At 31.7% G+C, this 25,703-nt stretch carries 22 protein-coding genes; 15 read left to right on the forward strand and 7 right to left on the reverse strand.

From position 1 onward, the window contains the following. Positions 1–131: 131 nt before the first annotated feature. Positions 132–1,403, forward strand: coding sequence for an ATP-binding protein (locus EQM05_RS01915; protein ID WP_128748424.1), 1,272 nt, complete (start codon positions 132–134; stop codon positions 1,401–1,403). A 32-nt stretch (positions 1,404–1,435) separates the two neighbouring features. Here EQM05_RS01915 and EQM05_RS01920 read toward each other — a convergent pair whose 3' ends face one another. From EQM05_RS01920 to aspD, 4 genes are all read right to left on the reverse strand, one after another. Further along, positions 1,436–3,352, reverse strand: a complete 1,917-nt coding sequence (locus EQM05_RS01920) for a HAMP domain-containing sensor histidine kinase (RefSeq protein WP_243108090.1) — start codon at positions 3,350–3,352, stop codon at positions 1,436–1,438. After that, complete coding sequence (locus EQM05_RS01925) at positions 3,342–4,043, reverse strand: response regulator transcription factor (RefSeq protein ID WP_128748425.1); 702 nt, start codon at positions 4,041–4,043, stop codon at positions 3,342–3,344. Before EQM05_RS01925 ends, EQM05_RS01920 begins: the two co-directional genes overlap by 11 nt. Before the next feature lie 29 nt (positions 4,044–4,072). Next, positions 4,073–4,615, reverse strand: a complete 543-nt coding sequence (locus EQM05_RS01930; protein ID WP_128751001.1) for a hypothetical protein — start codon at positions 4,613–4,615, stop codon at positions 4,073–4,075. A gap of 150 nt (positions 4,616–4,765) precedes the next feature. Beyond that, entirely contained in the window at positions 4,766–6,421 is a 1,656-nt protein-coding gene (aspD, locus tag EQM05_RS01935; RefSeq protein WP_128748426.1) for an aspartate 4-decarboxylase, read from the reverse strand. A gap of 187 nt (positions 6,422–6,608) precedes the next feature. Here aspD and EQM05_RS01940 point away from each other — a divergent pair, with 187 nt between their 5' ends. The 4 genes from EQM05_RS01940 to EQM05_RS01955 all read left to right on the forward strand — a co-directional run bounded on the left by EQM05_RS01940 (position 6,609) and on the right by EQM05_RS01955 (position 11,507). Continuing rightward, positions 6,609–8,513, forward strand: a complete 1,905-nt coding sequence (locus EQM05_RS01940; protein ID WP_128748427.1) for a peptidase U32 family protein — start codon at positions 6,609–6,611, stop codon at positions 8,511–8,513. Positions 8,514–8,525: 12 nt separating this feature from the next. After that, the gene (locus EQM05_RS01945) at positions 8,526–9,824 is read left to right on the forward strand and encodes an aspartate aminotransferase family protein (protein WP_128748428.1); all 1,299 of its coding nucleotides are present in this window, start codon (positions 8,526–8,528) and stop codon (positions 9,822–9,824) included. A 15-nt stretch (positions 9,825–9,839) separates the two neighbouring features. Next, entirely contained in the window at positions 9,840–10,805 is a 966-nt protein-coding gene (locus tag EQM05_RS01950; protein ID WP_128748430.1) for a MetQ/NlpA family ABC transporter substrate-binding protein, read from the forward strand. 63 nt (positions 10,806–10,868) lie between these two features. Then, positions 10,869–11,507: a phosphatase PAP2 family protein gene (locus tag EQM05_RS01955; RefSeq protein ID WP_128748432.1), complete on the forward strand. Its 639-nt coding sequence runs from the start codon at positions 10,869–10,871 to the stop codon at positions 11,505–11,507. A gap of 318 nt (positions 11,508–11,825) precedes the next feature. On the opposite strand, the gene EQM05_RS01965 is transcribed toward EQM05_RS01955, so the two are convergent. The 3 genes from EQM05_RS01965 to EQM05_RS01975 form a co-directional block, all read right to left on the reverse strand. Next, positions 11,826–13,100 carry a transposase gene (locus EQM05_RS01965; protein ID WP_128748436.1) on the reverse strand — a complete coding sequence of 425 codons (1,275 nt, stop codon included), beginning with the start codon at positions 13,098–13,100 and terminating at the stop codon, positions 11,826–11,828. Between the two features lie 130 nt (positions 13,101–13,230). Continuing rightward, a complete protein-coding gene (locus EQM05_RS01970) occupies positions 13,231–14,076 on the reverse strand; it encodes a glycosyltransferase family 4 protein (protein WP_128748438.1) in 846 nt (281 codons plus the stop codon). Positions 14,077–14,105: 29 nt separating this feature from the next. Then, complete coding sequence (locus EQM05_RS01975) at positions 14,106–14,609, reverse strand: hypothetical protein (protein WP_128748440.1); 504 nt, start codon at positions 14,607–14,609, stop codon at positions 14,106–14,108. A 215-nt stretch (positions 14,610–14,824) separates the two neighbouring features. On the opposite strand from EQM05_RS01975, the gene EQM05_RS01980 reads away from it, so the two are divergent. The 10 genes from EQM05_RS01980 to EQM05_RS02015 all read left to right on the forward strand — a co-directional run bounded on the left by EQM05_RS01980 (position 14,825) and on the right by EQM05_RS02015 (position 25,687). Then, positions 14,825–16,738 (forward strand): sigma 54-interacting transcriptional regulator, encoded by a 1,914-nt coding sequence (locus EQM05_RS01980; RefSeq protein ID WP_128748442.1) that lies wholly within the window; start codon positions 14,825–14,827, stop codon positions 16,736–16,738. Positions 16,739–17,024: 286 nt separating this feature from the next. Beyond that, positions 17,025–18,080, forward strand: a complete 1,056-nt coding sequence (locus tag EQM05_RS01985) for an NAD(P)-dependent alcohol dehydrogenase (RefSeq protein ID WP_128748444.1) — start codon at positions 17,025–17,027, stop codon at positions 18,078–18,080. Between the two features lie 8 nt (positions 18,081–18,088). Beyond that, entirely contained in the window at positions 18,089–18,214 is a 126-nt protein-coding gene (locus tag EQM05_RS16325) for a hypothetical protein (protein ID WP_279222122.1), read from the forward strand. Between the two features lie 214 nt (positions 18,215–18,428). Continuing rightward, the gene (locus tag EQM05_RS01990; RefSeq protein ID WP_128748446.1) at positions 18,429–19,340 is read left to right on the forward strand and encodes an IS1 family transposase; all 912 of its coding nucleotides are present in this window, start codon (positions 18,429–18,431) and stop codon (positions 19,338–19,340) included. Between the two features lie 326 nt (positions 19,341–19,666). Beyond that, on the forward strand, positions 19,667–21,112 hold the full coding sequence (locus EQM05_RS01995) for a DEAD/DEAH box helicase (protein WP_128748448.1): 1,446 nt from the start codon (positions 19,667–19,669) through the stop codon (positions 21,110–21,112). A 403-nt stretch (positions 21,113–21,515) separates the two neighbouring features. Beyond that, positions 21,516–23,063 (forward strand): glutamate/gamma-aminobutyrate family transporter YjeM, encoded by a 1,548-nt coding sequence (gene yjeM / locus EQM05_RS02000; protein WP_128748450.1) that lies wholly within the window; start codon positions 21,516–21,518, stop codon positions 23,061–23,063. A 154-nt stretch (positions 23,064–23,217) separates the two neighbouring features. Further along, positions 23,218–24,198, forward strand: coding sequence for a type I phosphomannose isomerase catalytic subunit (locus EQM05_RS02005; protein WP_128748452.1), 981 nt, complete (start codon positions 23,218–23,220; stop codon positions 24,196–24,198). Between the two features lie 76 nt (positions 24,199–24,274). Next, positions 24,275–24,430 (forward strand): hypothetical protein, encoded by a 156-nt coding sequence (locus tag EQM05_RS15630; protein WP_164917165.1) that lies wholly within the window; start codon positions 24,275–24,277, stop codon positions 24,428–24,430. A gap of 199 nt (positions 24,431–24,629) precedes the next feature. Continuing rightward, complete coding sequence (locus tag EQM05_RS02010; RefSeq protein ID WP_164917166.1) at positions 24,630–25,166, forward strand: chromate transporter; 537 nt, start codon at positions 24,630–24,632, stop codon at positions 25,164–25,166. A gap of 2 nt (positions 25,167–25,168) precedes the next feature. Then, positions 25,169–25,687: a chromate transporter gene (locus EQM05_RS02015; protein ID WP_205694189.1), complete on the forward strand. Its 519-nt coding sequence runs from the start codon at positions 25,169–25,171 to the stop codon at positions 25,685–25,687. Positions 25,688–25,703: the final 16 nt, after the last annotated feature.

Raw genomic sequence — 25,703 nt, forward strand, 5'->3', positions numbered from 1 at the left:
GGCTTATAATAAACATGTTAAGTCTGGGTGCTTTATTATGTTTGGCTAGTGTAACTTAAATATAGATTTATAATGAAAAATAATATACAATAATAATATGTTAACATTTTCTTAATTTATTTTAGGAAGGTATGATTAAAATTATATTAAATATATTAGCAGTAATAACAACAATTTTTCAATCATTTTTGATAGTGTGGACCTGCAACAGTATTGCATCAAAAGAAAATAAGATTTCTAAAATTAACTTTATTATTTTGAATGTCACTATTTTAGTCTGGACTGTATTTTTTGGCTTTAATAATAATGGACCATATGCAAATTTAATAATGGTAATTGGGGTTTTAATTTTATGTATAATTTTCTATAGAAAATCTATCATTGATGCTATACTTGGATTTGGAACAGTTTATTCAGTAATTGTAATATCTTCCTACTTTTTTTTTGCCTTTTATAAATATGTTGTATCTTCCATTAAGCTAAGTTTATCTAGTGATTTTCAAATGATTATTTTTGTATTTCTGCCATCGTGGTTTGTATATATAATCTTTTTTAAATTTGCAGATTATATTTTAAATGCTGTTCTACTTATGAAAACATATACCCATTCTCTGCTATTCTTCATAATTATTACATATACTATGATTGTTTTGGACACTTTGCGTGCACAAGAACAGGATGGGAGTGCAGATTCAATGTTTAAATTAATTTTTTATTTAATGGCATTAATGATTTTTGTTTTCACCATAGTTTATTTTGCCAGAGTAAATGAAAAGTCAAAGGAAGCTGATATGTTAAATGATGCTTTAAAGGCTAAGATTACAGAGCTTAGAAAAGTAAAGCATGATTATGGAAGTGAAATAAGCGGATTATATGGCTTGTATCAGCTTGGCAGATTTGACAGACTTGGTGACATGCTTAAGAATATTGTTGAAAGAAATCAGGCCCTGAATACCTCTGTGTATGTTAATGTACAAGCATCTCCATTAATAAGCTCAATTTTAACCCCCATTTCTTCATCTGATATAGATTTAATTGTTCTTGATACAGCAGATTATAACAATTTATCAATAAATGATGACGAGTTGTTAAAAGTATTATCTAATATTATTAGGAATTCACTAGATGCTCTTAAAGGAGTAAAAAATCCTATAATTAAATTTAAAAGCTACAATGTTCATAATGGTGTGGTAATTAACATAAGCAATAACGGACCTGAAATTCCATGTGACATAATGAATAAGATTTTTAAAGCTGGTTTCAGCACTAAGGGCAATGTAGATGGTGAAAGAGGTTTTGGTTTAAGCATAGTAAAAGAAATAATAAATAAATGTAATGGTAAAATTACCATAAACAGCAGTTCGGAATTAACTGAATTTAATATTCAGATACCATATAAATAAATTTACTCTAACATTGTGGATGGAATTTTATATTAATAATAGAGTTCAGTAATAGCCTTAAACAAATCTCCATCAAAATCGATGTACATAATTCCACCATGGAGCTCAACTATACTTTTTGCAATGGCCAGGCCTAATCCATTGCCATCCACATCAGAGCTTCTGGAAATATCCCCTCTTGTAAATCTTTCAAATATTTCTTTTTTATCAAAATCAAGGGGCGCGGAGGAAACATTTTTAAAGCTTATTTTAATTCCCTTATGAATATCATCAATATCAACATATACTCTTGTGTTTGCAAGAGAATATTTTAGAGCATTAGTTATTAGATTTTCAAAAACACGAGACATTCTGTTGCCATCTAAGTTCATTTCAATTTTTTTTGCAAAAGACTTTACTATAAATACTATTTTTTTATATGAATATACTTCTGAGTCTGAATACTCTGATATGGATTGATTAATAAGCTCTATAACATCCACATTTTTTTTATTTAATTCCAGCTTTCCGCTATTTATTTTAGATATTTCAAATAAATCTTCAATTAGAGTCTTAAGTTTTATACTTTTCCTATTTAAAATATTTAAAAACTCTTTTTTTTCTTCTTCGGAAATATTCTCTCTAAGTAAAATATCAGTATAATTTATTATTGATGTCAGGGGAGTTTTTAAATCATGAGATACATTAGCAACTAATTCGCTTTTTAATTTTTCATTTTTTATCTGATCCTCAATAGATACTTTAAAGCCCTTGTTTATTTTGTTTATATTATGACTTAGACATGCTAAGGATCTGTCACCATTTTCCCTTATAACATAGTCTAGTTCACCACTGGTTATTTTTGCTGTGCCTTGTATTATTTCATCAATGTATCTGCTGAACCTGATGATTTTGGGCAATATTACTATGGCATAGAATAATACCAGGGGAAGCAGAATAACTATCATACCGTGATTATACATAAGCCATAATGCCATTATTACAGAAAGTGTAAAAAGAAAATAAACTGTAATTTTAAAAAGAGTAGTTCTATTTTCGAACCATTGATTTATTGTCTTAAAAAACTTAATCATAAAGTTATTTTTCAAACCACGGATAAATCTTTCTTCACCAAGGAAGTACAGTACCATTAAAATAAGAAAAAGTATTGCAGAATACATTGCAATGTACATTTTATCTCTTGTAATGCTGTTTCTTGTATTTGAAACACTTTCATTTATAGAGCTGATCTCACTATTATAATTATTCTGTGCTGCCTGCAAAATATTCTTTAGAACAGGTTCATCTTCATTTGAATAAGAATAATTATTAGGGAACCAATAGGCTTCCACATAATTACTGGAATTAATTATTGAATGATTACTGCCATATCTGCTTGCAGGAGCACCATCTGAATTGTAAGATAAATTATACCACTTACCTTTGCCAGATACATACTTGTACAAATCGCCGGTTTCCTGCTGAAATAATTTTAAATCATTTTTTATTAAATCAATATTTTCAGTGTCGTTGGTTATAAATGTATTTTTACTTTTATCGATAATAATAAATTTTACAATTTTACTATAATCATAATTACCAATAGAAATTTTAAATTCCCTGCTAATATTGTTAAGTTCATCCTGAGATTTTTCTGATAATATTTTTAAGTTATTGGTTTTGTCATATATATATGAATTCCCAATACTTGCACATTGTTTTACCCATAAATCATAATTAATCCAGTTAGCATTGCTTATTGAACCTTCATCTTTTTTTATATAGGATAATTTTTGCTTAGTAGCTGATAAAGTTGAATTCATTGAATTTATTTCATTATTTTTTTTATTAATACTGTTTATACTGCTGTATATTTCAATGAGAAGAAATGCAGAAATAATAAGAAGCAGAAGTACAGCTTTTTCCACCATGTTCCATAGTTTAGGATGACTAACAAATTTATTTTTCAATTGTATATCCAACTCCCCACACAACTTTTATATATCTTGGATCCTTTGTATTTATTTCTATTTTTTTTCTAAGTCTTCTTATATGGACGGAAACTGTATTTTCTGTTTTAAATGCAGGCTCATCCCATACTCTTTCATAAAGTTCCTCAGAAGAGAAAACTCTGCCCCGATTTTCAGCCAACAGCAGTAATATGTCATATTCTATTGGTGTAAGTTTAACTTTATTGCCCTCCAATGTAACAGTATGGCTGATTTTATTAATAATTAGCTGATCAATTACAACTTCTTCATCATTTGCTTTTTTATTATAATTCCCCAAATCAATATATCTTCGAAGCTGGGACTTTACCCTTGCTACCAGCTCCATAGGGTTAAAGGGTTTTGTTATATAGTCATCTGCTCCTATGTTTAAGCCTAATATTTTGTCCGTTTCTTCGCTTTTTGCAGACAGCATTATAATAGGAATATTCCTTTTTTCCCTTATCTTCATGCATGTTCTTATTCCATCCAGTTTTGGCATCATTACATCCAATATTATTACATGGATTTCATTATTTTCTAAAGAATCTAAGGCTTCCAATCCATCTCCGGCTTTAATGATATTAATATTCTCAGTGCTTCTTAGATATACTTCAATGGCATCCCTTATTTCCTTTTCATCATCAACAACCAGCACATTATGAGTATCCATAAATATAAGTCCCCCCAATTAAAAAATAATCATTTATTTTTGTATATAAAAAAACTGAAAGGCTCTTTTATATTTCCCTTTATAGTTTCAACCTTGGAAATGTTTCTAAGATGATATATTTTACCGTCATAATCCTTAGCCTGATTATCGCATACATAGGCATAGTCATACTTACCCGTATCCTTCCATGCCATAAATATATAAGTATGAGTTGGAATGCCACTGCTGCTTAGTTTTTCATCTGTGGTAAAGCAGATATCTCCCGGCTGCAGCTTTTTATAATCCATTTCCTTTTTCCAGCCTTCTCTTTTCATTATACCTAGAAGTTCAGTAGTATTACAAATATTATCATCTATTTTTTCACCATTCATCCTTAAAACTTCAGACAAAAAATAAACACATGTATTAGCAGAATAGCCTTGATTGAGAGAGACTGCCTTGTTATATGCTTTAAGTCTGTTATCTTTATTTAACATGGAATTGTATATTTTATCCTGAAGATCATGACTATGTATTTTGTTACTTTCACTAAATGAGTGTACAATCATAACTGCTGCAATTAAAATCAACATAGCTGGAAAGACTAAAATGACTTTTCTAAATGGGAATCTTAAATTTCTTTTATGTCTATTTTTGTATAATGAAGTCTGATCCATAAAAAAACCTCCTCAAATTTAGAACTGTTAATTCTATAATAGAGGAAGTAAATTACAAAAATCATATTATAAAAGTGAAGATTTCCGTACGATTTTATTTTTCTCATTTTCCCAGGATAAAACATAATCCTCTAGGATTTTATGAAGGTATTCACCAATTTTCAAATAGGATTCATCTTTCAGATTAGCCAGTGAAATTCTTATGGACCATTCAGGTGCGTGGAATCCACCGCCATTTAATAATACAATTGATGATTCCTCTGCTAACCTTAAAAGTATATCAACAGGCTTATGGTTTTTCTGAAGATAATCTGCGAAGTCTTTATTAAAGGTTTCACCAGCCCACTGAAGAAGATCAAATTCTGTATAATAGGCTGCATCATAAGGATTATGCTTTAACTCCATATGAAGACCTTTATATAAAAGCTCCTCACGATGATGACAGATATTTTGTGTAAGCTTTTTATAATTATTTTCCTTATCTGTTAAAGCAAATATACAGAAAAATGCCATTTGAACCTGCTGCGGGGTTGATAGGCCTGCAGTATGATTTAAAGCAACCTGGCGGCTGTCTGCTACAATTCTGTCAATAAAGCATATTTTTTCAGGGTTTGTAGAAAGAGCTTCATACCTTTTGTTAAGCTCATTTTTATCTTCTGCACTTTGATTTTTAAGTAATTTATCAAAAACATTGTTTTTATGAATAGCAATAGTTCCAAGTCTCCAGCCGGTAACTCCAAAATATTTTGAAAATGAGTATACTCCAATTGTATTAAAAGGTAAGTATGCAGCCAGAGAACGGAATTTTTCAACAAAGGTACAGTATACATCATCAGAAATAATCATTAAATCAGGATTATGCTCATGTACAATTTTCACCAGCTCATTTATGGTTTCAGGCTTTATTGAAACAGATGGAGGATTGCTGGGATTTATAACAAATAAAGCTTTAATATCTTTATTACAAAGCTTTTCTATTTCTGATTTGTCATACTGCCACATATTTATGCCGCTTTCGTAATTTGAAGCCTTTATTTCAGTGATTGAAAAATTATATCTTTCCAGATGGGGAATTTCCAAATAAGGTGTAAAAACGGGAGTCATAATTGCAACACTGTCCCCAATCTTTAAAAGCTTATTGGCAATTAATGAATCAAAAATATAACACATGGCTGCAGTTGCACCTTCAACGGCAAATATATTGAAATTGTCCTCTGATGTGCTGTCATAGCCAATTTCTTTAATCAGGTAATCCTGAACCACTTTTTCAATATGAAGGAGCATACGATCAGGCACAGGATAATTGTCTCCAATTATGCCGTCAGCTAACTCAAAAACCCATTTGTCTGCATTAAATCCCTTATCTGATCCATATTCAACTATTTTTTTTATCAGTTCTATTCCAGGAAGTGTGGTATTTTTAGTCAAATAATCATTTAATCTTTCAGCTATTCCTGGTCTGCTTGGCATACCTGCAAGATCTTTGTCCTCCCAAACTCTTTTTGTCTCTAAAACAGCAAACTGACCAAATGTAAAAAAAGCTTCTCTTGGTAAGGAAGCTGTCCAGTTGGGATTACCTCTTCCTGCATTTAATAATGTATTTATACTTTTCTTCTTGGGCCCTTCAGCCAGGTTAATTAGCTTGTTCTTAAGCTCAAAAGGACTTATTTTACCATATACACGCCTGATTTCTTCTAGTTGCACATTTTCATGAACTCTCATTTTTATCTTACAGCTCCTTAGCTTTACAATTATTGCGTAAATAATTTATTTAAAAATATAATGTGCATATTGTAACAATATTATTCTATAAAAGTGTATAGTTGATAAATTATGTAAAGTAGATTAAAATAGATAGGAACTTTTTAAATGATAATAAATGTAAAAAAGTATAGGTGGGGGAAGATAGATGAGCAGATTATTTTGCGGGAAAAACATAGAGCTTCTGGCGCCAGCAGGGACTTTCAAGGATTTTACTGAAATCGTTAAGAGCAGTGCTGATGCTGTATATTTCGGCGGAAAACAATTTAACATGAGAATGCATAGAAAAGACTACAATTTGTCAAATGATGAAATTAGACAAGCTGTTTTAATGGCTCATTCATTAGGAAAAAAAGTATATATCACATTTAATAATATGATGAACAACACTGAAATAGAAGGCTCCAGGGAATATCTGAGCTTTCTTGACACTGTGAAACCAGATGGATTTATTGTACAGGATTTAGGCGCAGTACGATTAATTGAGGAAATGGGTATAACTATTCCAATTCATTCTAGTGTTATGATGAATGTTCATAACAAGCAAATCATAGATGCCCTTTATAAAATGGGAATATCAAGAGTAGTAACTTCAAGAGAGATGAGTCTGGAAACCATCAAAAGACTTTCAAAGGATACTAATATGGAATTTGAATATTTCATCCATGGAGATATGTGTGCAGTCCATGGAAGTCAATGCTTCTATAGCGGAATGCTGTTTGGGAAAAGCAGTAATAGAGGGTTGTGTCTTAAACCATGCAGATGGCCTTATAAATTTGGACAGGATTCACAGGAGAAATTTAAAGATTATCTGGCTGTAAAGGACATGTGTATGTATGAACATCTGCCTGATCTAATTGATGCAGGAGTATGCTCATTTAAAATTGAAGGAAGAATGAGGAGCAGTGGTTATTTAATTCAGCTCATAAATAAATATGGAAAAGCCATAGACAGATATATTGAAGATCCTACGGGCTACTATGTGGATGATGAAGCTTTAAAACTTCAGGAAGACAGAACAAGAAATTTATCCACTGCATATGCTTTCAAGGTACCTGGAATTAATAACATAGAATTTGATGCATCAAGAGAACCTAAAATATTCAGCAGGGCCGTTGAAGAATTTGAAGTAAATAATGAAAAGTTACATGAACTAAAGGAAAAGTTTAAAACAGAAAAAAAGCTTAATAATAAACCATTATTAACAGTAAAGGTAAATAATATAGAATCCTTTAAGTCAGCTGTTGATAATGGTGCAGATGAAATATATATTCCAGGTGACGTATTTAGATGCGACAGACCATTTTCCAAAGCACAGATAGAGGAAGCTGTTAAGTATGCTGATAATAAAAAGGTTTATATAACTCTTCCACAAATGATGTTTCCAAGACAGTTTACTGATTATTCTGCAATGATGAAATTCTATAAAAAGGCTGGAATTGAAGGAATAATAGTAACTAATATAGGGGCCGCAGAGGAATTTAAAAACGATGATTTAAAGATGATTGGAGAGTTTTCACTTAATTGTTATAACACTAAAGCTGCTGAATTCTATGAAGAGGAAGGAATTAAGAGAGTAACAGTATCTGTTGAATCAACAGCTGATGCTCTAAAGGAAATGCTTTTAAATACTAAGACTCCATTGGAAGTTATAGTACAGGGAGCTCCTACAGTAATGTATATGGAGCACTGTGTTTATGCCGGTGAACACAATACTACATCAAAAGACTGGTGCTTAAAATACTGTGAAAAGGAATTAAAAGAGCTTGTAGATGAGAAAGGATTTAAACATCCTGTTTATACTGATCAATACTGCAGAAATCATATACTGTCTGGGAAAGATATATGCCTTATTGGGTTAATTGATGAATTGTCAAATTTAGGGGTAAGGGCAGTAAGAATTGAAGGGCAGCATTATAATGATGGAGTTTTAGGACAAGTAGTTAAGATTTACAGGCAGGCTTTAGATGGCAATAATTCTAATGATAGATCTGAATTATTAAAAGATATAACAAATAGAGGTCAGAGTTTTCAAGCTCTGAATTATAATTAAGGGGATGAGCTTATGAATAATACTTACTTAGGACCACACATTACAATGGAGAAAAGAAACAAATATTTAGTTCCCTGCTCAAATCATTTTTATAAAAATCCGCCTGAAATTGTTAAAGGTGAAATGCAGTATTTATATGATAGTGAAGGAAAAAAATACTTAGATTTTTATTCAGGAGTTTCTGTAATGAACTGCGGTCACTGCAATGCTGAAATCCTTGAAAAAACAATTGATCAGATGAAAACATTGCAGCATACCTCAACTATTTATCTTACTGAGCCCATGGTAAATCTAGCAGAAGAGCTGAGCCAGGTAACTCCTGGCGATTTAAAAAGAAGTTTCTTCTGCGGAACAGGTTCAGAGGCTAATGAAGGAGCATTGCTTGCTGCATCATTATATACAAATAAAAGTGAAATACTGGCTTTAAATAATGGGCTTCATGGAAGGACAAAGCTAACCATGAGTGTAACTGGTATTGGAATGTGGAGAACAGATTCTAACCCTGTGGGAGGAATTCATTTTGTGCCAAATGCTTATTGCTATAGGTGTAAATTTAAAAATTCCTGTGGTGAATGCGGTATGGAATGTGTTGAGGCAGTGGAAAAAACTATAAAGAACCACACTTCAGGCAGAGTTTCTGCTATGATAGCTGAAACAATCCAAGGTAATGGAGGCATAATAACTCCGCCTAAAGGATATTTTAAGGCATTAAAACAGGTATTGAATAAATATGGCATTTTACTTATTATTGATGAAGTTCAGACTGGGTTTGCCAGAACTGGTAAAATGTTTGCCATTGAGAATTATGATGTAGTACCTGATATAATAACAATGGCAAAAGCACTGGGAAATGGAGTTCCAATAGGGGCTTACATAACTACAGATGAAATTGCTTCTGCATTTACCCGTCCATCTGCTTCGACACTAGGAGGAAATCCTGTGTCTGCTGCAACAGGAAGAGCAGTCATAAGCTATATCAAAAAGTATAACTTATGCCAAAGAGCACAGCTTATGGGAAGCAAACTAAAGGATGGTCTATTAAAGCTAAAGGATAAATATAAAATAATCGGGGACGTAAGAGGTCTTGGATTAATGATGGGCGCTGAATTAGTTAAAGAAAACATGGAGCCTGCAGTTAAAGAAACAGATATAATCCTTGAACAGCTTAAGGATAAAGGGATTATAGTTGGTAAAAATGGAGAGAACAGAAATGTGCTGGCATTTCAGCCTCCTTTAATAATATCTGAAGAAGATATAGAAAATCTTATTAAATCATTAGATGAAATACTATGTAATATGCAATATGCATAAGAAAGGTTGGACAAAATGCTTAAATTTAAAAGAACATTATCAATTATTATTATTTTATCATTGACACTTACTTTATTTGGATGCGGGTCATCAAAGAAAGACTCAAAAGATACCTCAGCAAATACTAAAACTGAAAAACAGACTTTAAACATTGGTTTAATGCCGTCAGTGGATGCTGTACCCTTTATAATAGCTAAGGATAAGGGATTTTATGAAAAGAACGGAGTGGATGTAAAACTTCAGGTATTTAAAAGTGCAAATGACAGAGATGCAGCACTTCAGACTGGAAATCTGGATGGAGTTTCAACAGATGAAGTAGCTGTATGCCTTTATCAGAATGCAGGAATAGATCTTAAAATAACAGGAGTTACAGATGGAGACTTTATGCTGGTTGCATCAAAACAATCTGGAATAAAATCAATTGCAGATGTTAAAGGAAAATCTGTAGCCATTTCACAAAAGACTGTAATTGAATATTCACTGGATAAAATGCTGGAGAAAAATTCTATAAAGCCCGAAGAAGTAAAAAAAATTGCCATACCAGCCATACCAGCAAGACTTGAGATGTTAAAAGCAGGAAAGGTAGACTTAGCATTACTGCCTGAACCATTTTCAAGTGCTGCTATAAAAGATGGAGCTGTACTTCTTGGAAAAACAAGCTCTGAAAAGCTGCTGCCAGCAGTTTCTGCCTTTACTCAAAAGAGTATTGATAATAAATCAGATGCTATAAAAGCATTTTACAAAGCTTACAATGAGGCTGTTGAGTATGTTAACAATACTCCTATTTCTCAATATGAAGATACAGTTATAAAATTTGTTGGATATCCTGAAGATATGAAAGGCAATATTGTACTGCCAAAATTCAGAGCAGATGTGCTTCCATCTGATAATGATTTAAATAGTGCTGTAAAGTGGACTAAAGATAAGGGCATTGTAAAGAAATCATTAACTCCTAAGGATTTAACTTATAAAATTAAATAAGGTTGACAAATATATCATATAATGAATATAATCCTATTATAAAAGTATGAGGAGAAAAGCTGTATGATTAATGAAGAGACTGCCGAAAGGATAATAGGAAAAAAATACAGCCACTTTTTGTGGCTATTCATTTTTTTAGCGCTTACTATATGGTTTGGGTATTTAAAAAAAACAATAGTTCCTAAGCATATTATCTATTGTTCTTTGGATTACTATATTCCATTTGTGAAGGAGTTTGTAGTAGCCTATCTCTTTTGGTTTGCCTATATGTCAATTGGACTTTTATATTTGGGACTTAAATCAAAGAAAGATTTTTATAAGCTTGTTTTATTTCTTGCTTCCTGCATGAGTATATCTTACATAATATTTATCATATATCCAAATGCACAATTTCCGAGACCCATAATAACAAAGCGGGATATATTTTCAAGGATGGTATCCTTCATATATAGTATTGATGGAACAAACAATGTATTTCCAAGCATTCATGTAGCCAATGCAATAGGAGTTCATGCTTCTTTAATAAATTGTGACATATTAAAGAATTCAGGAAAAGTAAAGACAGCCTCTTTTATTGCAATGATTGCTATATGTGCTTCTACTGTTTTAATAAAACAGCATTCAATTATAGATGTTGCAGGGGGAGTAGTTTTAGCCTTTATTGTATATATATTTATATATAAGATTCCTAAAACACAATAATTCAGATTTACTTTTCATTTAACCTGCTTCTGAGTTTTATTCTGCTTTGATTATAGTACACATTATCGTAGAAATTTTTCCACATTTTCAGAACATGCTTTTTTGAATAGAGTTCATGGCACTGCCATGAACTTTTACAGCATGATTCATACATATGGTTATCATTTCTAATCTTATTTATAATTTCCGTAAACTCATTGACATTCTTACCTTTTAAGTAATAGTTAAGCAAAATACTATGATAAATACTTAAATCTCTTACAAGTACGGGCTTTCCAAGTGTTAGAGTTTCCCCAAAATTAATATCTTGAATTAAGGTTATCCTACTAATTCTAGTACCTGAGCCATAATTAGTTGTTGTGTAGTCTTGGTTTTGGAAACCGGTTTAATAAAATTTTTAATACCAGTATGCGTTTTCTTTAATACTGCATAAATACCATCAGCTAATGCATAATAATTAAAATCAGGTATATCATAAATACGCTTAGATATGTTTTGAATGCATATGATTAATGCACTTTCTCCTCTTTTTTCTGAAAGTGTTGCAGCAAAACCTATAATTAAGGTTAGAAATAAATTCATAGTTCTTATTGAATTTAAACTTCTTACTCTTATATTTTCAAAATCAAACTGCTGTTTTTTAAATCTGAAATATTCTTCTATCTTCCAACGTTTAATGTAAACCTTAATTATAGCTAAGGTTAATTTCTTATCATTAGGCTTAATATTGCTGATAAGCATCATAGGTATTTTGCCAAAGCCTCTTATTACTACAAGTGTAAGAGGCTTATCAGGTATATCTGGCAATGTTATTTGTATAAAGCTAAATTTGCATTTTTTAGCCCTACCAGCTTTATTGGTGACTATAGTCGAAAACTTTCCTTTATACTTGTTTGCAAGTTTAAGTATATTCATAACTTTACCATTATGAATAACATTTCTATTGCCTTTTGCTCGAATAACAAAGTTTTCTTTATTATCTATAAAGTATTCATAAAACTTTCTGCTATCATAACCCCTATCAAGAGCTTTAATGCCCTTATTATTAAAACTTTGTCTAATAAAATTTAATCCTTTAAAAGTTTCTTCATTCTCACTTACAAAGCCTTTTTCAATGTTTGAATACATTTTTGAGTACACAGATATAGGCATACTATACTTACTTGTAAGTGCAGCAATTTCAAGACAATTATATCCATTGACATTGGTTTCACCTGTGCTGCCATCACGTACCTTGCCCATAGCTTCTAAAACTTTACTATTACGTTTTGTGATTTCAGAACCATCAACGCAAAATACTGTATTGTCATTAATGTATGGTTTTATTTCAGAAATGTAGTTGTTTATTACAACACTTTGTTTATCAAACGTTCTAAGGTTATTAGAAAGTCTTTCAATGGTTTTCTTTAAAGAGATATCCTCTTTAAGAGCTCTTGATATGCCACTTAAAAGCACAGTCTGGCTTTCTGAAATTCCATAAATCATCTGTGCAATAAATTTATAATTAGGTCTTGATAAATTTATTGAGATTTTTTTTGAAAAAGTTAATAATTTTCTTTTTATTTGGTACGATAATTTGCTATAATTAATCATGAATAAAACATCTCCATCTGCTATTGATTTTTGTTTTGTCGCAAATTCATTATATCAAAACAATGGACTGTTTTATTCATTTTTTATGCAATTTTATAAATCTGTGGATAGTTTTAAATCTTAAATTTACTTATCCACAGGTTTTATTTAAATAGTCTTTTAAAAAAAGGGGAAACTCTAATCCAAGTGCCATTGATTCAAGAATGGACATAGGGAATAATTCATTATAGGATGGCAGAAACATTAAATCAGCTGCATTATATATGTCATTCATTTTTTTTCTGCTTATGATTCCAGTGAATTTTACATTGCCTGGGGGATCTTCCATAATACTTTTCAGCTCTTTATAGCCATATGTTATTGATCCAAAGGAAAAACCACCTGCCCAGATAAACTGAACATCAGGAAGCTTTTTTGCAACCTGAATAAAATCCAGTATTCCCTTTCTGGTCTGAACCTGACCAACACCTAATACTACAAATTTATCTCTGGGTATATTAAGCTGCTCTTTTATATCATCAATCTTTTCTTTTTCATATACATAAAAGTCTTCTTCTGAAACATAGTTTGGAATATATGTAATTTTAGATTTATCTATATTGTATTTTTTAAGCACATCTATAAAATAAGGATTTACTACAACAAGATAATCAACACTTTTATAAAACCAAATTACATATTTATAGAAAACTTTTTTAATTAACCTTGGCAGCTTTATACTTTCCTCTAAAGTTTCAGGAACAAAATGGACATAAGCCACTGTTGATCCATGTAACTTTGCAAAAGGCAGGCTTAAAAAAAACTTAAAATCAATTGTATGATAGTGCATAATATCGCAAAACTTTAGGTTGTTTACCATAACATTATAATTTTCGTTAAGCCCATGTTTAACTAGTCTTACCTGCTCTATATAAGCTGATAAGACACCCTGAGCCTTAACCTTATCAGCAGAGGAAAGCATATTAATATCAGGCATAAAAATCCCCTTTCTAAACAGCAGTTCACTTAAAATTTATTATTTGAACGTGACAGCATATCCTTAACAATACTAATATATCTCTGAGATACATCTGGACATGCACTTAAAATTGAATCAATTACAAAATCAATGTTACTTTCATCTATTTTCTTAGCATTAACATCTTCGTAGGTAATTATTCCTTCAGAGCTTAAAGAATTGTATATTTTATCAACAATTTCATTTTGCATAACATCATTTGTTTCTCTGCATTTTTCTGAGAAATACACTATGCCATCGCTTACTATGAACTGGGCAAATGCATATTCCTTCTCAGTCTGTTTTGAATCTTCATTTTCAGCACATTTGTATTTGGTGTGTTCAACATGTTTTAAATCAAGTCTGTTTGGATCATCCTTTCTGGTTAATACACATCTGATCTCCAGTTCCATGAGTCTATCCTTAGTATGCTGGGAAAAGTTTTCCCCAAATTCCTGTATGAATTGTTTTACAGATATTGTTTTTTTAAGTTTGTAATTTTTTCTAACCATGGTTATCTCCTTTAATATTTATTTTATTAAGTATATATATAAAACCACCTCAATAAAGGTGGCACATAAAATTGTATTTCTTTTACTATTATTAGTATACCACATTAAAGAAATTATTAAAAATTTCAAATAAATATATATAAAATATCAAATCATATAGATTTTATACTAAAATAATAATAGGAAATATATTCTTATAAGGAGAGGAAAACAAAATGTCAGTTTTGGACAACCATAATGATATAATAAATAAATCTCATAAAAGGTGTATTGATTATAAGATTGAAAAAGAAAGGGTTTTCCCAATAAGAACTTTTTATGGGAAAGAGTTCTATAGTATTATTACTGAGAATAAGCAGTTAATAAAAACTGCAAGATCATTCATGGAGATATTATATGATTTTCTAAGGGATTCAGGCTTTTCTTTATATCTTACGGATGGTGATGGAATTGTGCTTACAATGATTGGAGATATGGATATTTTACAAGACCTTGATAAAATGGGCATTGTAATTGGAGCAGATATGAGTGAAAAGAGCACTGGCACTAATGCAATAGGTACAGCACTTGCTGAAGACTGCCCAGTACAAATATCCGGGAAAGAACATTTTATAAATGTATATCATATTTGGACATGCTCTGCATCTACAATTCACAATGAGCAGGGACATATAATAGGATGTCTTAATTTAACAGGAAGATACCAGTTAGCTCATCCTCACACTCTTGGCCTAGTGGTGGCAGCTGTGAAATCCATAGAGAATCAATTAATCATGGATAAGATACAGGGACAGTTATATGATACCAATCAATATCTAAACAGAATAATGAATTCAATAAATCTTGGAATTTTTGCAACTGATACAAATGGTACAGTAACTTCAATTAATAACAGCGCATGCAGTATGCTTGATATTAACGAGAAGGATATTATGAGCAGAAATATAGGAGGCATTTTAAGCGATTGGGAATACATACTTAGTATTATTAAACTTGGAGAAAACTGTGAAAATAAAGAGATTACATATTCCAGTTATAAAGGTAAAAAAAGATTTAATTTAAGTGTGTATCCTATTAGAAATAAACAAGAAAAAATCACAGGTATGGTGGGAATTTTTAAAGATATACAAAATGTATATAATCTATTAAACAAATATACTTTCATGAGGGCAACTTATACCTTTGATGATATCATTGGTAAAAGCCATAAGATCCAGGAAATAAAAGATCAGGCCATGGGAATAGCTGACAGCCCTTCAACAGTGCTTATTCAAGGTGAAAGCGGAACTGGTAAAGAAATAATAGCACAATCCATTCATAACAGGAGCAGCAGAAGGAATAATGGATTTGTTGCAATTAACTGTGGTGCTATACCTAAAAATTTAATAGAAAGCGAACTTTTTGGATATGAAGATGGAGCATTTACAGGAGCAAAACATGGAGGACAGCCGGGAAAATTTGAAATAGCAAGCGGAGGCACATTATTTTTAGACGAAATTGGAGAAATGCCTCTGGATATGCAGGTAAATTTATTAAGAGTATTGCAGGAAGGATATGTCACAAGAGTTGGAGGAAACAAGTATATAAAAGTTGATGTAAGAATTATAGCATCCACTAATAAGGATTTAAAGGCAGAAGTGGAAAAGGGAAACTTCAGAGAGGACCTATACTATAGATTAAGTGTAATACCCATTAATATACCTCCGCTTAGGGAAAGAAAAGGCGATATTGAAATGTTAATTGAACATTTCCTTAAAACCAAGGCAGCAAAGCTTGGTAAGCCCCTGCCTAAAATCAGTCATGAATTATTTGAGAAACTAACAAATTACAGCTGGCCCGGCAATGTTAGAGAATTGGAAAACTGTATTGAAAATATTGTAAATTTAAATGGCAAAACTACATTTGTGTTTAATGATAATAATATTACATGTAATACTACTAAATCAGATAATAGTTTTGAATATGAAATGTGTTCTTTAGATGATCTGGAAGTAAAAGCGATAATGCACTGCATTAATAACTGCAATGGAAATATAACAAAAGCTGCTAAAATTCTCGGAATAAACAGGAGTACAATTTATACAAAATTAAGGAAACATAACATTAATATAAATTTAACAGTTTATTAAATAATTTTTATACAATATAATAACTGCTTATCATAAGTTTATAATGAAATATATGTATGAATGTACAACAGTGTAGTAATAAACAGCAGCTTTATTGTATAAATGTTGTATTTTAATACATTTTTTTATTGAAATTATTAGAAACCGCTTGTTATATGCTTTGGTATAAAAAATGCTTATATATAACTTTGTTAATTGTTGCCCAAATATATTGAACAAACACATTCATATATTAACAATTCTCATTAAAAAAGTTAAATAATTATCAAAAGGGAGGAATACTAAAATGAAAGGTTTCGCAATGTTAGGTCTTAATAAAACAGGTTGGATTGAAAAGGAAAAGCCAGTAGCAGGCCCATATGATGCAATTGTACAACCGCTTGCAGTTTCACCTTGTACATCCGACATACATACTGTGTTTGAAGGAGCTCTTGGAGACAGACACAATATGATTTTAGGACATGAAGCTGTAGGAGAAGTAGTTGAAGTAGGCAGTGAAGTTAAAGACTTTAAACCTGGAGATAAAGTTGTAGTACCTGCAATAACTCCAGATTGGAGATCTCTTGAAGTACAAGCTGGGTATCCTCAACACTCAAATGGAATGCTCGCTGGATGGAAATTTTCAAACTTTAAAGATGGTGTTTTTGCTGATTACTTTCATGTAAATGATGCTGATATGAATCTTGCATATCTTCCAGAAGAAATTCCTCTGGAACAGGCAGTTATGATTTCAGATATGATGACAACTGGTTTCCATGGCGCAGAACTAGCTGATATCCAATTGGGATCAAGTGTAGCAGTAATAGGGATAGGCGCTGTTGGATTAATGGCAGTTGCAGGAGCAACCTTAAGAGGTGCCGGAAGAATAATAGGTGTAGGAAGCAGACCAGTTTGTGTTGAAGCTGCTAAATTCTATGGAGCTACTGATATTGTTAACTATAAAGAGGGAGATATTGTAAAGCAGATTATGGATTTAACAAAGGGAAAAGGTGTTGACCGTGTAATCATGGCTGGCGGAACTGTAGATACTTTAGCTCAGGCAGTAACATTGGTTAAACCAGGCGGAACAGTATCCAATGTTAATTATCATGGTAAGGGAGACTATCTTCCAATACCTCGTGTGGAATGGGGCTGTGGAATGGGTCACAAGAAAATCATAGGAGGCCTGTGCCCTGGTGGACGTCTTAGAATGGAAATGCTTATAGATTTAGTTAAGTATAACCGTGTTGATTTAAGTAAATTAGTTACTCATACCTTTAATGGCCTTGATAATGTTGAAAAGGCACTTATGCTTATGAAAGATAAACCAAAGGACTTAATTAAACCAGTTGTATTAGTTTAATTTAATAAATGAAGATAGATCCAGGATTTCAAGCTATGATAGAAGAAGAACAAAAAAGAAAAGCAAGGCAAAAGAAAATTCAAGATCAGCAGGAAGAAGATGAAGAACAGAAAGAAGATTCAGAGGAAGAATAATAATATTGACAGGGAACTGATTTCAAGTAATTGGAGCGGTTCTCTATTTTTTTTATTGAAAGTAATGCGAGTTTTGGGACTGCTAAAGGTGATTAGATATTTACTTTCTATAGACACCTATGGCTCTTTTAAATAATAATGTTGATGTGAATAGGACAATCTCTTAATGGTAATAATTAAGATACTTACATATTACTGAAGGGATTGGATTACCATGGAGAAGAAAAAATGTGCCAATATTAATATGTTATCTTATTTTGCTTCATTAAAGCAGACACCTGAGAGAAAATGCCCATACTGTAACTGCGCCAATACAGTGCTATACGGAAAATACAATGATAAACAAAGATATATATGCAAAAGCTGTAGAAGAACCTTTAATGACTTTACGAACACGCCAATTGCAAGGACACACTTCCCCGATAAATGGGAAGCATTTATTAGGTGTACCCTTGATGGGTTATCCCTTAAGGCGGCAGCAAGGGAAATTGGCGTTTCTTATGTAACATTATTTTATTGGAGGCATAAGCTGCTTTCTGCTTTAAAAATGGTTAAACAAAATAAAATGCAGGGAAAGTTTGAACTTGAGAACTTCTTCTTAAAATTCTCCCGGAAGGGACAGAAAAGCATTGAACATAATGAAAAGAGAGTTCATGATCAAAGCGTAAGTTACATTAATATCAGCGATAATAAAGTCTGCGTTATTACAGCACTGGATTCACATAAAAATATTTATTCCAGAGCAGTTGGCACAGGACGTATGAATGCAATGGATATGGAAAATTATATTGGAAAAATATTAAATAAAAATAAGCAGGCAGTCTCAAGGCCGAAAAGCTTTTTTGCCATGTTCTTTAAAAGAAAGAAAATAAGGGAGATCAATAAATCTCTTGATAATAGCTCTGAAGCAGTAAAATATAGACGTGACTGTATGGAATGGATGTACCGCTTTAGAGGAGTAGCAACAAAGTATTTAAATAATTATTTAAGCTTATTCAAATTCTTAAAGAGTTCTAATTTTAATAATATCTCATTTGCAACAAACACATTTATAGAAGAAATAAGTAAAATTAATGTCAAAAATACATATATAAATATGGGAAATGCTGAAATATGTTTTAATTGACTTGTCCCTAATGGAAATTTATTAACGTATCAACACTATTGCATAAAAGAGCCATATACCTAAAGCAGGAAAGATTAAAGAACATGGAAGAAAATGTAATGGACATGGTTTATCTTAATTTCTAGATAACTTCTTATATAGTTAAGCCATAATTAGCATCATCCTTGGCTCTTAAAACGTATGATTCACTCAATCAATTGAATTTTAAGATTTTCTGCCTGAGCAGAAAATCCTCAATATTTGTTCTTTGTTCTTTAATCTTTAATCTTTGTAACTACATAAATAGTGTTATAATAAATAAATACTATGATAATGAGGTTTAAAATATGAATGAAATAAGTTTTAAGGATTTTGATTTAAGTAATGAAATGCTGAAGGCATTGGAAAAATTAATGTATATACAGCCCTCTGCTGTACAGAGCAGGGTAATTCCACTTGCTCTTAAGGACAAAGATATAATTGTAAAAGCTGAAACAGGCAGTGGAAAAACTGCTGCATTTGCTATACCTGTTTGTGAAAAAATTATGCTGGAAGAAAAAAAGCCACAGGTATTAGTGCTGACCCCTACAAGGGAACTTGCAGTGCAGATAAAAGAGGATTTTACAAACATAGGAAGATTTAAAAGATTAAGATGTGAAGCAGTTTTTGGAAAGCAGCCAATATCAAAGCAGATAGCAGATTTAAAGCAGAGAGTACATATTATTGTTGGAACACCTGGAAGACTTTTTGATCACATTGAAAGAGGAACAATAGATCTTGAGAAAATAAGATATCTTGTTATAGATGAAGCTGATGAAATGCTTAATATGGGATTTATTGATCAGGTTGAAGATATTGTTAAATTGGTGCCTAAAAATAGAATAACAATGTTATTTTCAGCTACCATAAGTGATGAAATAGAGAGATTATGCCAGAAATATATGAATGCTCCTGAGGAAATAGAAGTTGAACCAAGCAGGCCCTCCACTGAAAAAATCAAACAGATTTATTATGAAGTTGAGGACAGCAAAAAAGTTAAACTGCTTAAAGATATTATTTATACTGAAAGACCTGACAGAATGATAATATTCTGCAGTACTAAGGAAAGAGTTGATAATGTATCTAAATATTTAATTTCAAAAGACTTCTCATGCAGAGCACTTCATGGTGGTATGGAGCAAAAAGACAGATTAGATACAATTAACAGATTCAAAGAAGGAGAGTTCCCATTTTTGGTTGCTACAGATATTGCAGCCAGGGGATTAGACATAGAGGGAATAACACATATTATAAATTATGATATCCCTATGGAGAAGCAAAGTTATGTACATAGAATAGGAAGAACAGGAAGGGCAGGCAGCAAGGGAAATGCTATTACCTTTGTAACACCTTATGAGTACAGATTTTTAAATGATATTGAAGAATTTGTACAGTATAAAATTCCTAGAAAAGATGAGCCAGCCCATGAAGAGGTGCTTGAAGGAAAAGCATTATATAATGAGAAAAATAATAACAAGCCTGTATTAAAGAAAAACAGAGAGGCTAATATAAATAAAGAAATTACTAAGATCTATATAAATGCCGGGAAAAAGAAGAAGGTAAGAGCCGGAGACATAGTGGGCGCTATTACTGGTATTGAGGGTATAAATGGAGATGATATAGGAATTATAGATATTCAGGATGGATTTTCATACATAGATATCCTTAAAAATAAAGGGAATATAGTTATTAATGGATTAAGAAAGTCAACCATAAAAGGGAAAAAGGTAAAAGTACAAAAAGCTGAAAAATAATTTTATTTCTTATGACAATAAATACCCTAATATTACAAATATTAGGGTATTTATATTGATGACTATGAATTAAATGGACCGACCACTAAGAGAAATTGAATATTCAACTTGCAATATATTTAGTTTTTAGTAAAAATAAACGATTTAAGAAAAATTCAATTTTTTAATTGTATGCCATGAAATAACGTGAGTTAATAAATTTTTTACATATAAGTTATATTATATATTGATAATTCAATAAACTTATACAAATATAGTAAAATCAGAATATTCAGAAGTTTGACACATTATGATGAAGTGTACAGAATTTTAGGAATATATATTGCAAATTGCTTAAATGTATCTTATAATAGCAATATAGTTCACAAATAATTTTAATCACATTTAAGAGGAGGAAAAAATCATGTCATCTAACCAAAAGGATACCAATGTAAAGGATTCCAAAAAGCTCGGACTAGTAGCACTAATATTAATGATTTTTACATCGGTTTATGGATTCAATAATATTCCAAGATCTTTCTATAAGATGGGATATGCAGCTATACCTTGGTACATATTATCAGGAATAGCATTCTTCGTTCCCTTTGCATTTATGATTGCTGAATTTGGTTCTGCATTCAGAAAAGAAAAAGGCGGAATTTACTCATGGATGGAAAAATCCGTTGGAGCAAAATATGCTTTCATGGGAACTTTCATGTGGTATGTTTCATATATCATCTGGATGGTTAACGTTTCTTCAGGTTTATGGATTCCAATATCAAATGCAATATTTGGCAAAGATACAACTCAGACTTGGGCATTCTTGGGAATTCAAGGATTAACAGGGCCAAAGACACTTGGTATACTGGGAATAATATGGTTCTTGTTTGTTACTTTTATATCCACCAAAGGATTGGACAAGATAAAGAAAGTTACTTCAGTGGGTGGTACAGTAGTTGTTTTAGTTAATGTTTTTGTTCTTGCTTCAGCAATAGCTATATTTATTGCTACTGGCGGACACTTAGCTCAGCCAATAGAAGGACTTAAATCTTTCACACAATCACCTAATGCTAAATATATCGGAAACCCTATAATGACTTTGGCATTTGTTGTTTATGCATTGTTTGCATATGGTGGTATAGAGGCTGTTGGCGGATTAGTTGACCAGACAGAAAATCCTGAAAAGACATTCCCAAAGGGAGTTATGATATCAGCAGCAGTTATCTCTATAGGATATTCATTATTAATATTATGTATAGGTGTATTTACTAACTGGTCTGCAGTAATGGCAGTAAAGGGCGTTAACTTAGGAAATGCAAGCTACGTTGTAATGTCAAACCTTGGATATGCCTTAGGAACAGCCTTTGGAACTAGCCAGGCTACAGCAGTTGTCATGGGGCAATGGATTGCAAGATTCTTTGGACTTTCAATGTTCTTAACTTTAGCAGGTGCATTTTTCACATTAACTTATGCTCCATTAAAGCAGCTGATAGAAGGAACACCAAAAGAATTATGGCCTGGAAATTTAGGTGAGACTAGAGAAGATGGTATGCCAGTAAATGCAATGAAGGTACAAGCAGTAATTGTATGTGTTATGGTAGCATTGGTTGCATTTGGTGGAAACAATATGTCAAAATTCTTCGAAATATTAGTTGCAATGACAAACGTGGCAATGACTCTCCCATATATGTTTATAGCAATGGCATTCCCAGCATTTAAGAAAAACAAAAGTATTGAAAAGCCATTTGAAATATACAAGAGCAATAGAAGTGCTATGATTTGGACAGTAATAGTTACATTAACAGTAGGCTTTGCTAACTTCTTTAGTATAATAGAACCTTGGATAGATGGGGACAAGGCTACTACAATTTGGAGTATAGCTGGACCAGTAATATTCTCAATAACTGCATGGATAATGTACAGTAATTATGAGAAAAGCAGGAAAGCTAGTAAAGGAAAAGAAGTTGCTTAATAAAAAGGCATTTAGCAGAGGGATTCACCCTCTGTTTTTTTATTATTTAAAAGATGGTATTGAGTTAAAATTTTAGTTTGTGTTATAGTAAGTGTGTAATTCTACTTTATTGCAAAATGGGATTTTAACTATAGTATTGTTTGGAGGAATAAAAATGTATCCAATAAAATTTGAAAACTTATATTACGAGAAGGTATGGGGCGGAAGAGATTTTGCTATGTTCAGAGACAATCTGCCTGAGGGAAATATAGGGGAGAGCTGGGACGTTGCCTGTCATAAAAATGGCACCAGTGTAGTTGCAAACGGAGAATTTAAAGGAAAGAGACTAGATGAATTAATTAAGGAGAATGGTGAGGACATTATTGGAACCAGAATTTCTAAAAAGTGGTTCCCACTATTAGTTAAACTTATAAATGCTAAAGAAAGCTTATCAGTTCAGGTTCATCCTGATGATAAATATGCCCGTGAAATAGAAGGAGAAATGGGTAAAACTGAGGTATGGTATGTGGTTGATGCCAAGGAAGGTGCAAACTTAATTGTTGGAACAAAGGCCGGCAGCACTAAGGATCAGATTAAAAAGGCCATTGAAACTGGCAACCTTGAACCTTACATTAATAAAGTATATATAAAGCAGGGCGATGTATATTTTATTAAAAGCGGTTTAATACATGCTATTGGACCAGGAGTTATAATTGCAGAAATTCAGCAGAACAGTGACACAACATACAGAGTATATGATTATGGAAGGGGAAGAGAACTTCATATAAATAAGGCTCTGGATGTAATGAACTTAAACTTAACAGGAGAGAAAAGTACAGGCATAAAAGTAACAAGGAAGGGATTTGATAAGACTTACCTGTGCCTTTGCAAAGAATTTTCTCTGGAAAAGTACAATATTAAAGTACAGGCTGAAGAGGAAAGTGATAAGGAAAGATTTTATATCTTTACTGTAGTAAATGGTCAAGGAGAAATAAAATATAATAAAGGTACAGAAAAGCTGAAGAAGGGAGACAGCATACTAATTCCAGCTGCTCTTGGGAAATACACTTTATGTGGTTCGATGACACTGTTAAAAAGTTATGTGCCTGATATAGATAAAGTAGATGCTGAAATTCTTTCACAAATTAAGAAATAGAAAAATTACCCTGTAAATTTTTATAATCCCTAAAAAATTGTATAGCTTTCGTATATATTAACATGAGGTGATAATAATGAAGGTTAATACAGTAGAAAGGGCTTATAAGCACAGCAGCTATAGGGATCTAATTGATAAAAGGGAATTTAAACAAAAAAAGCAGAATATAGAGGAAGGTCATATTACCTTTGCTGAAGTATTAAAGAATGTAAAAAAGAGTCAATGCATATAATATATGTGCTGATTTTTGCATATGTGTTTATAAGAGCTTGGAGATCCAGGCTCTATTTTATTGCAAAACAATAGCTTTTGCATATGGATGTATATAAAATAGATACTATAAATATGTGTTTTACATTGATATAATGATATATGTAACAAATACCTAAAGTGGAATAAAAAGCTCAGGAGTGATTATTATAAAAAAGTTAATGGAGATATTATTAATTTTTATTAAAATTGGGACATTTACTATTGGCGGGGGATATGCCATGATTCCTTTAATTGAAAAGGAAGTTGTGGATAAAAAGAAGTGGATAGATAAAGATGATTTTGTAGATATGCTGGCACTTGCTCAATCTTCTCCCGGTCCAATAGCAGTAAATGTTTCAGTATTTGTGGGATACAAGGTGGCAGGAATACCAGGAAGTATCTTTGCTGTGCTTGGTGCAATTTTAACAGCATTTCTAATATTGCTGATAGTTGCCATGTATTTTATTGGTATAAAAGATAATCCAATTGTAGAAAGAATATTTAAGGGAATCAGACCTGCCGTTGTGGCTTTAATTGCTGCACCTGTAATAAGAATGGGTAAAAATGCAAAAATAAATAGAAAAACAATTTTCATTCCAATAGCCACTGTAATTCTTGTTGGATTCCTAAAAGTAAATCCAATTTATGTAATAATAGTTTCAGCTTTATGTGGAATACTTTATGGAATTATTAAGAAAAGGAGAATAGTGAAATGAATATGTGTTGGCAGCTTTTTAGCATTTTTTTTAAAATAGGTCTTTTCAGTTTCGGTGGAGGCTATGCCATGCTCCCATTAATAAGACAGGAAGTTGTTATAAATAATCACTGGCTTGGAGCAAAGGAGTTTACTGATTTAATTGCCATATCTCAGGCCACCCCGGGACCTATAGCAATAAATGGTGCTACATATGTAGGATATAAAGTTTCAGGATTTTTTGGCAGCATATCTGCCACACTTGGAGTTATATTGCCATCATTTATTATTATGCTTATAATAACAAAATTCTTTTTGAGTTTTAAAAATAATGAATATGTTGCAAATGCATTTTTAGGACTGAGACCAGCAACAATAGGCTTAATTGCAGCTGCAGCCATTCTTGTTTCAGCAGATTCATTTATTGACTATAAAAGCTTTATTATTTTTGCAGTGGTTTTTATTGCATCATATAAATATGAAGCAGACCCTATTCTGCTTACTATAATTTCGGGAATAGCTGGATTTCTAATTTACAAATAGATAAATTATTATGTTT

This window comes from Clostridium sp. JN-9 (assembly GCF_004103695.1).
Taxonomy (GTDB): Bacteria; Bacillota; Clostridia; order Clostridiales; family Clostridiaceae; genus JN-9.

Bases quoted from the DNA above. Each gene is read 5' to 3' on its own strand.
- EQM05_RS01915 (WP_128748424.1), top strand. From the start codon at position 132: ATGATTAAAATTATATTAAATATATTAGCAGTAATAACAACAATTTTT.
- EQM05_RS01925 (WP_128748425.1), bottom strand. From the start codon at position 4,043: ATGGATACTCATAATGTGCTGGTTGTTGATGATGAAAAGGAAATAAGG.
- EQM05_RS01930 (WP_128751001.1), bottom strand. From the start codon at position 4,615: ATGTTGATTTTAATTGCAGCAGTTATGATTGTACACTCATTTAGTGAA.
- aspD (WP_128748426.1), bottom strand. From the start codon at position 6,421: ATGAGAGTTCATGAAAATGTGCAACTAGAAGAAATCAGGCGTGTATAT.
- EQM05_RS01940 (WP_128748427.1), top strand. From the start codon at position 6,609: ATGAGCAGATTATTTTGCGGGAAAAACATAGAGCTTCTGGCGCCAGCA.
- EQM05_RS01945 (WP_128748428.1), top strand. From the start codon at position 8,526: ATGAATAATACTTACTTAGGACCACACATTACAATGGAGAAAAGAAAC.
- EQM05_RS01950 (WP_128748430.1), top strand. From the start codon at position 9,840: ATGCTTAAATTTAAAAGAACATTATCAATTATTATTATTTTATCATTG.
- EQM05_RS01955 (WP_128748432.1), top strand. From the start codon at position 10,869: ATGATTAATGAAGAGACTGCCGAAAGGATAATAGGAAAAAAATACAGC.
- EQM05_RS01965 (WP_128748436.1), bottom strand. From the start codon at position 13,100: ATGATTAATTATAGCAAATTATCGTACCAAATAAAAAGAAAATTATTA.
- EQM05_RS01970 (WP_128748438.1), bottom strand. From the start codon at position 14,076: ATGCCTGATATTAATATGCTTTCCTCTGCTGATAAGGTTAAGGCTCAG.
- EQM05_RS01975 (WP_128748440.1), bottom strand. From the start codon at position 14,609: ATGGTTAGAAAAAATTACAAACTTAAAAAAACAATATCTGTAAAACAA.
- EQM05_RS01980 (WP_128748442.1), top strand. From the start codon at position 14,825: ATGTCAGTTTTGGACAACCATAATGATATAATAAATAAATCTCATAAA.
- EQM05_RS01985 (WP_128748444.1), top strand. From the start codon at position 17,025: ATGAAAGGTTTCGCAATGTTAGGTCTTAATAAAACAGGTTGGATTGAA.
- EQM05_RS16325 (WP_279222122.1), top strand. From the start codon at position 18,089: ATGAAGATAGATCCAGGATTTCAAGCTATGATAGAAGAAGAACAAAAA.
- EQM05_RS01990 (WP_128748446.1), top strand. From the start codon at position 18,429: ATGGAGAAGAAAAAATGTGCCAATATTAATATGTTATCTTATTTTGCT.
- EQM05_RS01995 (WP_128748448.1), top strand. From the start codon at position 19,667: ATGAATGAAATAAGTTTTAAGGATTTTGATTTAAGTAATGAAATGCTG.
- yjeM (WP_128748450.1), top strand. From the start codon at position 21,516: ATGTCATCTAACCAAAAGGATACCAATGTAAAGGATTCCAAAAAGCTC.
- EQM05_RS02005 (WP_128748452.1), top strand. From the start codon at position 23,218: ATGTATCCAATAAAATTTGAAAACTTATATTACGAGAAGGTATGGGGC.
- EQM05_RS15630 (WP_164917165.1), top strand. From the start codon at position 24,275: ATGAAGGTTAATACAGTAGAAAGGGCTTATAAGCACAGCAGCTATAGG.
- EQM05_RS02010 (WP_164917166.1), top strand. From the start codon at position 24,630: ATGGAGATATTATTAATTTTTATTAAAATTGGGACATTTACTATTGGC.
- EQM05_RS02015 (WP_205694189.1), top strand. From the start codon at position 25,169: ATGTGTTGGCAGCTTTTTAGCATTTTTTTTAAAATAGGTCTTTTCAGT.